Origin of the sequence: Pararhizobium sp. (assembly GCF_965279435.1) — a bacterium.
GTDB lineage: Bacteria > Pseudomonadota > Alphaproteobacteria > Rhizobiales > Rhizobiaceae > Pararhizobium.
Genome location: NZ_CBDIHY010000003.1, coordinates 4,126,120 through 4,138,926, shown reverse-complemented (window position 1 = coordinate 4,138,926; position 12,807 = coordinate 4,126,120). Strand labels below are relative to the sequence as shown.

Annotated in this window: 12 protein-coding genes and 1 riboswitch; of the genes, 6 read left to right on the top strand and 6 right to left on the bottom strand. The window is 59.0% G+C overall.

What is annotated here, in order from left to right; translation table 11 throughout:
* The first annotated feature begins 6 nt into the window (after positions 1-6).
* From ACQY8Q_RS25820 to ACQY8Q_RS25810, 3 genes are all read left to right on the top strand, one after another.
* A complete protein-coding gene (locus ACQY8Q_RS25820) occupies positions 7-336 on the top strand; it encodes a TfoX/Sxy family protein (protein WP_428429360.1) in 330 nt (109 codons plus the stop codon).
* A gap of 101 nt (positions 337-437) precedes the next feature.
* Positions 438-2,099: a urocanate hydratase gene (locus tag ACQY8Q_RS25815; protein ID WP_428429359.1), complete on the top strand. Its 1,662-nt coding sequence runs from the start codon at positions 438-440 to the stop codon at positions 2,097-2,099.
* 136 nt (positions 2,100-2,235) lie between these two features.
* Positions 2,236-2,619, top strand: coding sequence for a hypothetical protein (locus ACQY8Q_RS25810; RefSeq protein ID WP_428429358.1), 384 nt, complete (start codon positions 2,236-2,238; stop codon positions 2,617-2,619).
* 41 nt (positions 2,620-2,660) lie between these two features.
* Here ACQY8Q_RS25810 and ACQY8Q_RS25805 read toward each other — a convergent pair whose 3' ends face one another.
* From ACQY8Q_RS25805 to ACQY8Q_RS25780, 6 genes are all read right to left on the bottom strand, one after another.
* Entirely contained in the window at positions 2,661-3,134 is a 474-nt protein-coding gene (locus ACQY8Q_RS25805; protein ID WP_428429876.1) for a 6,7-dimethyl-8-ribityllumazine synthase, read from the bottom strand.
* A gap of 95 nt (positions 3,135-3,229) precedes the next feature.
* Positions 3,230-3,394, bottom strand: a riboswitch (FMN riboswitch).
* Between the two features lie 122 nt (positions 3,395-3,516).
* The gene (locus tag ACQY8Q_RS25800) at positions 3,517-4,581 is read right to left on the bottom strand and encodes an ABC transporter ATP-binding protein (protein ID WP_428429356.1); all 1,065 of its coding nucleotides are present in this window, start codon (positions 4,579-4,581) and stop codon (positions 3,517-3,519) included.
* 14 nt (positions 4,582-4,595) lie between these two features.
* Positions 4,596-5,384, bottom strand: coding sequence for an ABC transporter permease (locus ACQY8Q_RS25795; protein WP_428429355.1), 789 nt, complete (start codon positions 5,382-5,384; stop codon positions 4,596-4,598).
* Positions 5,381-6,253 carry an ABC transporter permease gene (locus ACQY8Q_RS25790; protein ID WP_428429354.1) on the bottom strand — a complete coding sequence of 291 codons (873 nt, stop codon included), beginning with the start codon at positions 6,251-6,253 and terminating at the stop codon, positions 5,381-5,383. Before ACQY8Q_RS25790 ends, ACQY8Q_RS25795 begins: the two co-directional genes overlap by 4 nt.
* A 72-nt stretch (positions 6,254-6,325) precedes the next feature.
* Entirely contained in the window at positions 6,326-7,429 is a 1,104-nt protein-coding gene (locus ACQY8Q_RS25785) for an ABC transporter substrate-binding protein (protein ID WP_428429353.1), read from the bottom strand.
* A 225-nt stretch (positions 7,430-7,654) separates the two neighbouring features.
* On the bottom strand, positions 7,655-8,512 hold the full coding sequence (locus ACQY8Q_RS25780; RefSeq protein WP_428429875.1) for a MurR/RpiR family transcriptional regulator: 858 nt from the start codon (positions 8,510-8,512) through the stop codon (positions 7,655-7,657).
* Positions 8,513-8,802: 290 nt separating this feature from the next.
* On the opposite strand from ACQY8Q_RS25780, the gene ACQY8Q_RS25775 reads away from it, so the two are divergent.
* The 3 genes from ACQY8Q_RS25775 to ACQY8Q_RS25765 all read left to right on the top strand — a co-directional run bounded on the left by ACQY8Q_RS25775 (position 8,803) and on the right by ACQY8Q_RS25765 (position 12,706).
* Positions 8,803-9,570 (top strand): N-formylglutamate amidohydrolase, encoded by a 768-nt coding sequence (locus tag ACQY8Q_RS25775; RefSeq protein ID WP_428429352.1) that lies wholly within the window; start codon positions 8,803-8,805, stop codon positions 9,568-9,570.
* Between the two features lie 113 nt (positions 9,571-9,683).
* Complete coding sequence (locus ACQY8Q_RS25770; protein WP_428429350.1) at positions 9,684-11,231, top strand: amino acid permease; 1,548 nt, start codon at positions 9,684-9,686, stop codon at positions 11,229-11,231.
* Positions 11,232-11,335: 104 nt separating this feature from the next.
* Positions 11,336-12,706, top strand: coding sequence for a glutamine synthetase family protein (locus ACQY8Q_RS25765; RefSeq protein ID WP_428429348.1), 1,371 nt, complete (start codon positions 11,336-11,338; stop codon positions 12,704-12,706).
* Positions 12,707-12,807: the final 101 nt, after the last annotated feature.

Genomic DNA, 12,807 nt, shown 5'->3' with positions numbered 1-12,807 from the left:
TGTGCTGTGTCGCGCGATGCCGGTCTTGAGGAACTGATCAGACAGGAGCTTGGCGAAAGATCGGGGCTTTCCGAGAAGCCGATGTTCGGCGGCCTTGCCTTCCTCCTCGACGGCCATCTGCTGTGCGGCGCGCGCAACGACGGCATGCTGGTGCGCCTCGGCAAGGACAATGATGGCTGGGCACTGGCGATCGATGGCATCGAGCTCATGGTGATGGGCGACCGTCAGATGAATGGTTGGGTACGCGCTGGCGCGAAGGCCTATGGCGACGATGCCCTGCGCAAGCGCTTGCTCGATGCGGCACTCGCCTACGTTCTCTCGCTGCCGCCGAAGTGAACGACAAACGGTGCTGTGCTTCCTCCTTGCGCGAACGCTCCACGAGAGCGGCGTGCAGGAAGCAAGGATGCGATTGCAGATAAGAAAAAGGAAAGACCAAGATGCCGAAGGCCAATCCCCGTCACCCGAACTTTCCCATCCCCGGTGGTCCGGAACTGCGTGCCAAGGGCTGGCGGCAGGAGGCTTTGCTGCGGCTTCTGGAAAACGTGCTGTCGGTCGGCGAGGATCCGGACAATTTGATCGTCTATGCGGCGCTCGGCAAGGCGGCGCGCAACTGGGCGTCCCACAGGGCAATCGTCAAGACGCTTCTGGAGATGGATGAGGACCAGACATTGATCATCCAGTCGGGCAAGCCGGTGGGACTGCTCAAGACCCATGCCAAGGCGCCGCTGGTGATCATGGCCAATTGCAACATTGTCGGCCAGTGGGCAAAGGCCGAGGTGTTCTACGAACTGGAGAAGCAGGGGCTGATCTGCTGGGGCGGGCTGACGGCCGGCGCCTGGCAATATATCGGCAGCCAGGGCGTCATCCAGGGCACCTATGAAATCTTCATGCGCATCGCTGAAAACCGCTTTGGCGGTGATCTTGCCGGGCGCTTTATCCTGACTGCCGGTCTGGGTGGCATGGGCGGCGCACAACCGTTGGCGGGCCGGATGGCGGGGGCGGCGATCCTCTGCATCGACATCGACCCGGTGCGGGCCGAGAAGCGCAAGGCGATCGGCTATCTTGAACATGTGGCGCCGGACCTCGACACGGCGCTGGCGATGATCGATCAGGCCGTCAAGGAAAAACGCGCCACCTCGATTGGCCTTGTCGGCAATGCGGCTGCCCTCTATTCGGAAATCGCCAAACGCGGCATTGTGCCAGATATCGTCACGGACCAGACCTCGGCACACGACCTCGTCTACGGCTACGTGCCGAAGGGCATGAGCATCGAGGAGGTCAAGCGGCTGCGCGTTGACGGGCAAGGGCAGCTGATGGCCGCCAGCCGCGCTTCGATCGTCGATCACGTCAGGGCGATGCTCGAATTCCAGTCTAAGGGGTCCGAAGTCTTCGACAATGGCAACCTGATCCGCACACAGGCGCGCGAGGGTGGCGTCGCCAATGCCTTCGACATCCGCATTTTTACCGAGGCGTATCTCCGGCCGTTGTTTGCCCGCGCCATCGGGCCGTTCCGCTGGATGGCGCTGTCGGGCGAGGAAAGCGATATCGCCCGTATCGACGATCTGTTGCTGGAGATGTTTCCGGGCAACAAGATCGTCACCAACTGGATCCGGCTGGCTCGGGAAAACGTACCGTTCGAGGGACTACCGGCCCGCATCGCCTGGCTCGGCCATGGCGAGCGGACGGAGCTGGCGGTCGCAGTCAATGCGCTGGTTGCATCCGGTGACCTTAAAGGCCCGATTGCCTTTTCGCGCGATCATCTCGACGCCGGTGCCATGGCGCATCCGAACATCATGACCGAACGGATGAAGGACGGTTCCGACGCCATCGCCGACTGGCCGCTGCTCGACGCGATGCTGCTCTGCTCGTCGATGGCCGATCTCGTCGTCGTCCATTCTGGCGGCGGCGGTTATGCCGGTTACATGACCAGCTGCGGTGTCACGGTGATTGCCGATGGCACGGAGGCCGGCGCCGAACGGCTCAGCCACGCGCTGACCAACGACACGTCGCTCGGCGTCATTCGTTATGCCGATGCGGGTTATGAAGAATCTCTCGAGGAGATCGGCAAGAAGGGGATTGGGTACATCGCGCTCGACTAGCGGGTCCACCTTCGGGGGAGTGTATATTTCTCTTCTCTAAAATAAGAGTCTTGTACTCTGCCCTCCGCGTGTCATCCTGTTCTCGGTCAGAAGGGCGGAGGTGACGGGCTGGCTTGAGGCTGCGAGGAAGGTTGCCGTGAAAACGACATTGGGGGGATGCGTCGCGCTTGATTTGGTTTTCTCGAGCGTTCCGCCGAGTTCGCCGGGCGACGAGCTGTCTCCTGACAAAGTGATCTCCGAGGATGACGCACGGATTATCAGCGCGCGGCTCTACTCGATCATTCTGATGAAAGCCTGCCGGAGTGGATGGCGATATCCCCTCAGCCATGTGAAAAGCGGCTTCAAGCGCAATTTCGACGAATTCAAGCTGCAGCTTGTCAATAATGGATACACCATCGTTCCAGGCCGCGCCGTCAAGGGCGGCCGCAAGCAACATCAGGCATCGACTGCCATTGCCAATGATCGCGTTGCGAGCCGGTTTGGGTGTGCTCGGCAATATTGGCTGGATGAGCGGCGATAGTGAGAAGGGCAGGTTAACCTGCCCTTCCGAAGCAGTTGGTATCAGGCGTTGACCAACGCCAGCTGCGCGCGTGCTGCCAGAATCTGCGAGCAGGCATTGGCGGCTTCGACGCCCTTGACGACGAAATGGTCGCGGAAGAAGCGGATATGCTGTTCGGATTCCTGGAAGTGATGGGGGGTCAGGACGGTCGAGAGCACCGGCACTCCGGTGTCGAGCTGGACGCGCATCATGCCGTCGAGCACCGTTCCGGCAACGAAATCGTGGCGGTAGATACCGCCATCGACGACGAAGGCGGAGCCGATGATGGCCGAGAAGCGGCCGGTTCTGGCGAGCGTCTGGGCATGCAGCGGGATTTCCAGCGCACCGGGGACGTCGAAGATTTCGACATCGGATGCGTTGCCGCCGAGCTTTTGCCATTGGGCAATAAAGGAATTGACGCATTGATCGACGATATCGGCGTGCCAGCGCGCGCGGATGATGGCGATTTTCTGGGTGGGGTGGGAAGCGATTGTCATGTCAGTCTGGCCTTTCAAGGTTGCCATTTTTCAATGATCCCCTTGGGCGAACACGCAGGCACAGCGACCCCTTGTCATAAGGTGCCACTTAGTCTGCTTGCTCTCTTTCATCCGGACTTTAACCGTCGGCTCCGGAATTCAACCGGATCTGCTGACCTTCATACCTCTATGCGAACATAGGAACATGAAGCGCTCGCGGGCTCCGGGAATTGCTTCCCGTTACCGCCGGTGGGGAGTTTCACCCCGCCCTGAGAACGTGCGAGACCAACTATAAGGATTGGGCAGCGGGCGTCAAATGCGGCGAGCGACGCGTACAATGAAAAAGGCGACAGATTTTTCCTGAAAATCCGTCGCCTGAAACATATTTTTGCCGGTGTTGCCGTTATTCGCGGATGATGAGCAGGTCGCTTGCCGTAAAGCGCAGCGTGGCGATCTCGCTGACTGCTGGTGGCAACAGGCCCGGCGCGTTGAACATGTCGAACGAGATGACGGCGTCGCCGACTTTCATGCGGGTGCGGATGACCGAGCCGAGGAAGTTCGAGGACACGACTGCGCCGGTGAGCGCGGTATCGCCCTTGGCGCCTTCGGCGATCGATCCCGCTTCCGGGCGCAGTGCCAGCGAAACCTTGTCGCCAGCCTTAGCAATCGAGCCGAGCGGCTCGCGCAGCGTGATCTCCTGATCACCGATGACGATCCGGTTGGTGGCGGGATCGACGACCTTGGCTTCGATCAGGTTTAGCGTTCCGACGAAGGAGGCGACGAAGCGGGTGGCCGGTTTGTTGTAGATGTCGAACGGCGTGCCGATCTGGTCGGCGCGTCCGCCGTTCATGACGACGATGCGGTCGGAAATCGACAGGGCTTCTTCCTGATCATGGGTCACGAAAACCGTGGTGATGCCAAGCTGCTGCTGGATCGCACGGATTTCTTCGCGCAGCGACACGCGGATCTTGGCGTCGAGCGCCGATAGCGGCTCGTCGAGCAACAGCACCTGCGGCTTGGGTGCCAAGGCGCGGGCAAGCGCCACACGCTGCTGTTGGCCGCCGGACATCTGGTAGGGATAACGATCGGCCAGATGGTCGAGATGGATCAGGCCCAGCATTTCCTTGACGCGGGCATCGACGGCTGATTTTTCCATGCCGGCAATTTTCAGACCGAAGGCGACATTGTCGTGTACGGTCATGTTCGGAAACAACGCATAGGCCTGAAAGACCATTCCGATATTGCGCTGGTTCGGTTTCAGCTCATTCTGGTTGCGGCCGTTGATGATGACCGTTCCAGCCGTCGGCGTCTCGAAGCCGGCGATCATGCGCAGAATTGTCGTCTTGCCACAGCCTGACGGTCCGAGAAAGGAGACGAATTCTCCCTTTTCGATGGTCATGTCGAAATCCTTGACCACCTGTACGGGGCCAAAGCTCTTCTGAATGCCGGCGAGTTCGAGAAAGGACATGGACGATCAATACCTTATGGCTTGGAAGGAGCCGATTTGCTGAAACGGGAAACGAGCTGCAGTAGAAACATGCATCCCCAGGTGATGGCAAACGCAATGACTGCGAGTGCCGGCGGCTCATAGGCGCGGTTGGCGCCGATCAGCTGCAGGTAGGGACCAAAGGCCGGCCGGTTGAGCAGCGACGGCATGGTGAACTCGCCGATGACAATGGCAAAGGTGATGAAGGCGCCGGACAGAACGCCGCTCATGACATTGGGGAAAATACATTTGAACATGATGGTCGGCCAGGAGGCGCCCAGGCTTTGGGCCGCCTCGGTCAACGTGCCGACGTCGATGGTGCGCATGGCGGTATCGACGGAGCGGTACATATAGGGCAGCGACAGCGTCATGAACGAGAACATCAAAAGCGCGTCTGTGCCGCGCGCCGATCCGGTGAACGGGATGTACGAAGACGAGTTGTAGATCCGCAGATAGCCGAAGACGATGACGATGGCCGGGATGACCAGCGGCATCAGCGTGATGAACTCGACCACCGGCCGCATCTGCGGCAGACGCAGGCGAACCCAATAGGCGGTCGGTACGACCAGAAGCACCCCGAAGATGATCGTCAGGATCGCCATGACGATCGAGTAGCTGAAGGATTCGCGGAACTGGACGTCCGAAAAGACGGAGCGATAGGCATCGAAGGAATATTCGCCGCGGCGCATGCGCAGTGAGAATTCGAACGTGGCGATCAGCGGCACGATGAAATAGGACGCACCGAAGAAAATCGCGAGCCAGGCGCCGATTTTTTGTGTCTTCATTTCTGCCACCGTTCGGCACGCATGCGTAGCCAGATGTAGATGAGGTTGGAAATGCCAGTGATGACGATCATGCCGAGCGCCAGGGCGTAACCGAGATTGGGATTGTGCAGAACGTCGCCGCGGATCTGGGCGTAGAGCTGGATCGGCACAATGTTGAACGTCGACCCGGTCAGCGAGTAGGCCGTCGCAATCGCGCCAAAGGCGTTGGCGAACAGAAGCAGCGTCGTGCCGAGGATGCTCGGGAACAGGATCGGCATGGCGACCTTGGTCCAGTACTGCGTATTGGTCGCGCCGAGGATTTCCGCAGCTTCGCGCCATTCCTTCTTCAGACCGTCAAGCGCCGGCGTGATGATCAGCACCATCAATGGAATCTGGAAGTACATGTAGGTCAGCGTCAGGCCAACGAAGCTCAGAAGATTGAAGCCGGAGGCATAAAGATTGATGCCGAACCAGTCGCGCAGGATCATCGTGACGAGACCGGTGCGGCCAAGTGTTGCCAGAAAGGCGAAGGCAAGCGGCACGCCGGCAAAATTGGATGCGACGCCGGAGAACGTAAGCAGCGAAGAGCGAATCCAGGTAGGCAGGCCGCCGAGCACCACGGCCCATGCGAGCCAGAAGCCGATCAAAGCACCACCGATCGAGGAGGCCAGGCTGATCTTGATGGAGATCCAGTAGGAGGCGAGAATCTTGTCGGTAAAGAGCCCGCCAATATTTTCGAAGGTGAACTCTCCTGCCGGATTGAGGAAGGCACCGGTGACGAGATAGAGCGTCGGGGCAATCAGGAACATCACGGCAAACAACAGGAACGGCGTGATGCCGAGCCAGTCGATGGCCTTCTTCTTCAAATCAATGGCCCTGTTGGCGCTCATCGCGAAACCGTCTTGTGAAAATTGAAAAATAGCCTTCCCGCGCGGTCGCGGGAAGGCCTTGTTGCGACAGTCTTACTGTACGTTGGCGCCAACGACTGTATCCCAGCCCTTGGTGATGACTTCCTTGTAGGCTTCCTGTTCGGCGAGCGTCGGGAACACGGCCTTTTCATAGGCAGCGGCCGGCGGCAGCTTGTCGAGAAGTTCCTTCGGGATCTTGTTGTTCTTGGCAAGATCATTGAAGCGGATCGGATGGCAATAGCCCTTCAGCCAGCCAAGCTGACCTTCATCGGAATACAGGTATTCCATCCACAGCTTTGCAGCGTTCGGATGCGGAGCATAGGCCGAAATCGCCTGGACGTAGACGCCGGCAACAACGCCCGAAGCCGGGATGATGACGTCGACCGGCGGGTTGCCGGCAAGCGTGTCACGGTCGGACAGTGCATTGTAGTCCCAACGCAGGATGATCGGGGTCGTGCCCTGAGCGAGCGGAGCAGACTTGCCGATGACCGGAACGAAATTGCCCTTGGCATTCAATTCCTTGAAGAAAGCAAGGCCAGCTTCACCGGACTTGGCAACGTCACCACCGGCTCCCGAAAGGCCGGCTGCGAAAACGCCGGAGATGGCCTGGTTTGCGGTGCGCGGGTCACCAGCGAGAGCCACCATGTTGGCGTATTCCGGCTTCAACAGGTCGGCCCAATCCTTCGGGCTTTCCTTGACGAGGTCCTTGTTCACTTCGAAGGCCATGACGCCGTAGTAATCGCCGTACCAGTAGCCGTCAGCGTCCTTGGCTGTGTCCGGGATCGAATCCCAGGTTGCAACCTTGTACGGCTGGATCAGGCCTTCGGCCTTGGCGGACGGGCCGAACGAAAGGCCGACGTCGATCACGTCAGGAGCCTGATCGCCCTTGTTGTTCTTGTTGGCCTTGATGGCTTCGATTTCGTCGCCCGAACCGGCGTCCGGGTTCAGTTCGTTGACGGTCAGGCCGTACTTGGCCTTGAAGCCTTCGATGACGCCACCATAGCCGCACCAGTCGTGGGGCAGGGCGATGGTCGTCAGGGTGCCTTCTGCCTTGGCAGCGGCGATCAGTTCGGCGCTTGGCTCAGCAGCGGCGATGGCAGTCGATGCCATGACCATGGCGGTCGAAAGCGAAAGCAGGCGGCGCATGTGTGAAATCACTGGTCTTCTCCTTGTGGTTTATCAGTCAACTTCGATGAAGCTGATACTGGGGTCCTATGAAGCTTATGTGACAGGTGTTGTCTCCTTTGCGACCAGACGTTCGCAGGCGGAACACCTTCATTTCATTTTCAAATTTATGTCCGGCCGGGTGCCGACGTCGTCTGTTGCATTCCCAAATCACGGAGCATGGCATCCCCACGCCATGCTCCGTACCACTGGCTCCTCCTAAAGCGGCTTTCGAAAAAGCCTCGTTGAATCGAACAGGCCTTCGAGCGTTTTCATGCGGTCATGCGTCTCGTCCCAGATGGAACTCTGCACGGCCTCGATCAGCGCTTCGACGGCAAACAAGGTGACGACCGAACTGTCCCAGGCCGAAGGTGCCTCAATCTGGATGCGGAAGACGCGCCGCGCCGACTTGGCGATGGGCGAACTCCACTGGTCGGTGAACAGGATGATTTCGACGCCGCGTTCGCGGGCGATGCGCGACAGCGTTTCCATCTCCTGTTCGTAGCGTCGGATATCGAACATGATCAGGACGTCGCCCTTTTTCATGTCGAGCACGTAATGCGGCCAGGAGCTGGAATTGGAGGCGATCTGGGTGACGCCGGAGCGGATAACCTGGAGATGGGTGAAGAAATAATCGGCAAGGGCGCGGGTGATGCGCCCGCCGACGAGATAGATATTGCGCTTGCGGTCGGCGATCATCGCAGCGGCGCCGTCGAACTCGGCAGTCTCCAGTTGCGCCAAGGTCGCGCGCAAATTGTTCATCGTCGCATCGGCGAAACGATTGAGGATATGCGTGCCCGGCGCATTGGCCGCCCAGCGGTCGTGTTTGCTGATCGGGTTGGAAATGGTCGCTTCGAGTTCCTGGTGAAGCCGCGACTGGAAATCCGGGAAGCCGCGAAAGCCGATCTTCTGCACCATGCGGGCGACCGTCGGCGTCGACACGCCGGCATTCTCGGCCACAGTCGTGATGCTGCCGAGTCCGGAAACCGGATAGTTGTCGAGAAGCGTCGCTGCCAATTGTTTCTCCGCGCGGGTAAGCACGGCAAAATGGGCGTTGATCACATCCGACACCGTCATGGTGCCTGCGGTATTGGTCAAAATTCATCCCCTAAACTGGTCTTTGCCAGCTTTGTGACAGAGTAAACATCGCTGTCACAATTCGAGTCAATTGATTTTTTGAAGAGATCGTTTCAGATTCCGGTTGACACCGGTCAAAACGTGAAGAATTCTTTTCAGTATTGGCAGCCAAGCGTGCGTTGGGGAAAACCACCGGCTGCCCGTGACTTGCTTCCACGTATGATTTCAGGGGCTTCCAGCCTGCCGGGGATACGCGTGGTGCCGAACAGGCAACCGGAAGGGGACCGGAGTTGACGGGACTTTTGACAGAGGCGGATGGATCGCCCGTAGCAGTGGAAAACCCGGAGGCGCTGAGCCCGGTGCTGTTGGTCTGCGAACACGCCTCGCGCCGCCTTCCGGAAAAGATGGGTTCGTTTGGGCTTTCCGAAGACGCACTCAAAAGCCATATCGCCTGGGATCCAGGCGCGCTCGCCGTCTCGCAGCTTTTGGTCAAAAGCCTCGATGCGGCCCTGATTTATCAGCGCTTTTCACGGTTGGTTTATGATTGCAACCGGCCGCCGGAAGCAGATGCGGCGATGCCAGCCGTCAGTGAAGTCTTTGAAATACCCGGAAATGCGTCCATTTCCGCTGCCGAGCGTTTGGCACGGACGGATGCGCTTTATGTGCCGTTCCGTGATCAGCTGTCGACTTTCATCACCACACGCAAGGCCGCCGGACGTCCGCCGGTCCTGATCACAATGCACACGTTCACACCGGTTTATCACGGCAAGCAGCGCGACGTCGAAATCGGTATCCTGCATGACGAGGATAGCCGTCTGGCCGATGCGATGCTGGCTGCTGCCGGGAAAACAGCACCCTATGCGGTGCGCCGCAACGAGCCCTATGGACCGGCAGACGGTGTGACGCATACTCTGATCCAGCATGGCTTGAACAATGGCCTGCTCAACGTAATGATCGAGATCCGCAATGATCTCGTTTCAAATGAAATCGGCCAAAAGGTCATGGCCGATTATCTGACAGGCATTCTGGGCGAAAGCCTTAATGCACTGTCGCAATAAAAAGACCTGGGGAGCGGCATGTCCGCGGAGACTGGTCCATGGGCTTCCATGGACACACTGGCATTTCGGCATCTGGCAATACCGCCGGAGGCTGGCTGATACAGGGGAAAAACATGTCAGACTATTCAGATAATGATAAACATGAGGACATGAAGGTCCTCCATTCGATGGGCTATGCGCAAGAACTCGAACGGCGCATGAGCTCTTTCTCGAATTTCGCCGTTTCCTTCTCGATCATCTGCATTCTCTCCGGCGGCATCAACTCGCTCGCCCAGGCAACGTCGGGTGCGGGCGGCGCCGCGATCGGTATCGGCTGGCCGCTCGGCTGCTTCGTTTCTCTCGTCTTTGCCGTTGCCATGGCACAGATCAGCTCCGCCTATCCGACGGCAGGCGGCCTCTATCACTGGGGTTCCATCCTCGGCAATCGGTTCACCGGCTGGGTCACCGCCTGGTTCAACCTGCTCGGCCTCGTCACGGTTCTCGGCGCCATCAATGTCGGCACCTATTACTTCTTCATGGGGTCTTTCGGCACACCGTATTTCGGTCTGGAAGACACCACGACCATCCGTATCCTGTTCCTGGTGGTCATCACCGGCGCGCAGGCGATCGTCAACCACATGGGCATCGGCCTGACGGCCAAGCTGACGGACTTTTCCGGTTATCTGATCTTTGCCACAGCGATTGCGCTTTCGGTCGTGTGCCTGGCGGCGGCAGATACCTACGAGTTCAGCCGCCTGTTCACCTTCTCCAACTATTCGGGCGAAGCTGGCGGCAATGTCTGGCCGGCAACCTCGGGCATCTGGGTCTTCCTGCTCGGCCTGCTCCTGCCGATCTATACAATCACCGGTTATGACGCTTCGGCCCATACGTCGGAAGAAACCGTCAAGGCGGCAACCTCGGTTCCACGCGGCATGGTCTCGTCGGTTCTGTGGTCGGCTCTGTTCGGCTACATCATGCTGTGCAGCTTCGTTTTGCTGCTCCCCAGCATGGATGAGGCTGCCAAGCAGGGCTGGAACGTGTTCTTCTGGGCAATGGACACGCAGGTCAATTCGACCATCAAGGATATCCTCTACCTCGCCATCCTGGTCAGCCAATGGCTTTGCGGCCTGGCGACGGTGACATCGGTATCGCGCATGATCTTCGCCTTCTCGCGTGATGGCGGCCTGCCGGCTTCCAAGGCTCTGGCCAAGGTCAGCCCGACCTACCGTACACCGGTTGCTGCCATCTGGACCGGCTCGATCCTTGCGGTGCTGTTCGTCTGGGGCTCGTCGCTTGTGACGATCGGCGAGACGCCGGTTTACACCATCGTCGTCTCCTGCACGGTCATCTTCCTGTTCTTCTCCTTCGCGATCCCGATCACGCTGGGCCTGTTTGCCTGGGGTACGTCGAAGTGGGACAAGATGGGCCCGTGGAATCTCGGCGAAGGCGTCTTCAAGCTGTTTGCCGTACTGACGATCCTGGCCATGATCCTGATCTTCGTGCTCGGCGTCCAGCCTCCGAACACTCCGGCTCTTTACGTAACTGTCGGCTTCCTGGTTCTGACCGGTATTGTCTGGTTCGGCTTTGAACGCCGCCGTTTCAAGGGCCCGCCGATCGGCGACGAAGTTGCGCGTCGCTCCGCTGAAATCGCGGCTGCCGAAAAGGCGGTTGGACAGAAGTGATCCAATGAAGACAAGGCAGAAGCCGCGCTCATGTGGCTTCTGCCAGACGTCCAGCAGACGTTGCCGCAAAAGGCAGCGTTATGATCAAGCACGGGATTTTTGCAATGAGCGCGAGCTATTCGTTAGAAGAGTTGAGGAAGGATGTTGCCGAAGGCCGCATCGATACGGTTCTGGCATGCCAGGTCGACATGCAGGGACGCCTGATGGGCAAGCGCTTTCATGCGCAGTTCTTCGTCGATGGCGCCTGGGAAGAGACCCATAGCTGCAACTATCTCCTGGCCACCGACCTCGAGATGGAGACAGTCAACGGCTACAAGTCGACGAGCTGGGAGACCGGCTACGGCGATTACACGATGAAGCCCGACCTTTCGACGCTTCGCCGCATTCCATGGCTTGAAGGCACGGCGCTGGTTCTCTGCGACATGCTCGACCATCACACCCACAAGGAAGTGCCGCATTCGCCGCGCGCCATCCTGAAAAAGCAGGTCGCACGGCTGGAGGCCATGGGCCTGAAGGCCTTCATGGCGACAGAGCTCGAATTCTTCCTGTTCGATCAATCCTATGACAATGCCCGCGAAAGCGGCTACCGCGACCTGAAACTGGTCAGCGGCTATAACGAGGATTACCACATCTTCCAGACCACCAAGGAAGAGGACGTCATGCGGGCGATCCGCAATGGCCTTCAGGGGGCTGGTATTCCCGTCGAGAACACCAAGGGTGAGGCGTCAGCCGGTCAGGAAGAGGTCAACGTCCGCTACGCCGATGCGCTGACCATGGCCGACCGGCACGTGATCATCAAGAATGGCTGCAAGGAAATTGCCTGGAGCAAGGGCAAGGCGATCACCTTCTTGGCGAAGTGGAACTACAACGCCGCCGGTTCGTCGTCGCACATTCACCAGTCGCTCTGGAGCGTTGACGGCAAAAACTCGAAATTCTTCGACAAGGACGCCAAATACGGCATGTCGGAGATGATGCGGCACTACGTGGCCGGGCTCTTGAACCATGCCGGCGAAATTACCTATTTCCTTGCGCCGTACATCAACTCCTACAAGCGCTTCGTGGCCGGTACGTTCGCTCCGACCAAGGCCGTCTGGAGCAAGGACAACCGTACTGCCGGTTATCGCCTCTGCGGTGAGGGCACCAAGGCAATCCGCATCGAATGCCGCGTCGGTGGCTCCGATCTCAATCCCTATCTGGCAATGGCCGCCCTGATTGCTGCCGGGATCGCCGGGATCGAGAACAAGATGGAACTGGAAGCACCGTTCGTCGGCGACGCATACGGTGGCAAGAACATCCGCGAAATTCCCCGCACATTGCGCGATGCTACTGAGGTCATGCGTGGCTCCAAGATGCTGATCAATGCCTTTGGCGAAGACGTCATCGAACACTATACCCGCGCTGCCGAATGGGAGCAGGAAGAATACGATCGCCGCATTACGGATTGGGAAGTGGCGAGAGGGTTTGAGCGGGCGTAACGCCTTATTTCGGGTGCAGTCGCACTCTATCTGCCACGGGCAGGCCATCGGCCGGTGCGTGGCATCCAGTATTTTTCAAAGCCTAAAAACAGGAAGATGAT

What these genes read in the sequence shown, in the direction of transcription:
- ACQY8Q_RS25815 (WP_428429359.1), top strand. Translation starts at nt 438, where the DNA reads ATGCCGAAGGCCAATCCCCGTCACCCGAACTTTCCCATCCCCGGTGGT.
- ACQY8Q_RS25805 (WP_428429876.1), bottom strand. Translation starts at nt 3,134, where the DNA reads ATGACAATCGCTTCCCACCCCACCCAGAAAATCGCCATCATCCGCGCG.
- ACQY8Q_RS25800 (WP_428429356.1), bottom strand. Translation starts at nt 4,581, where the DNA reads ATGTCCTTTCTCGAACTCGCCGGCATTCAGAAGAGCTTTGGCCCCGTA.
- ACQY8Q_RS25795 (WP_428429355.1), bottom strand. Translation starts at nt 5,384, where the DNA reads ATGAAGACACAAAAAATCGGCGCCTGGCTCGCGATTTTCTTCGGTGCG.
- ACQY8Q_RS25790 (WP_428429354.1), bottom strand. Translation starts at nt 6,253, where the DNA reads ATGAGCGCCAACAGGGCCATTGATTTGAAGAAGAAGGCCATCGACTGG.
- ACQY8Q_RS25780 (WP_428429875.1), bottom strand. Translation starts at nt 8,512, where the DNA reads ATGACGGTGTCGGATGTGATCAACGCCCATTTTGCCGTGCTTACCCGC.
- ACQY8Q_RS25770 (WP_428429350.1), top strand. Translation starts at nt 9,684, where the DNA reads ATGTCAGACTATTCAGATAATGATAAACATGAGGACATGAAGGTCCTC.
- ACQY8Q_RS25765 (WP_428429348.1), top strand. Translation starts at nt 11,336, where the DNA reads ATGAGCGCGAGCTATTCGTTAGAAGAGTTGAGGAAGGATGTTGCCGAA.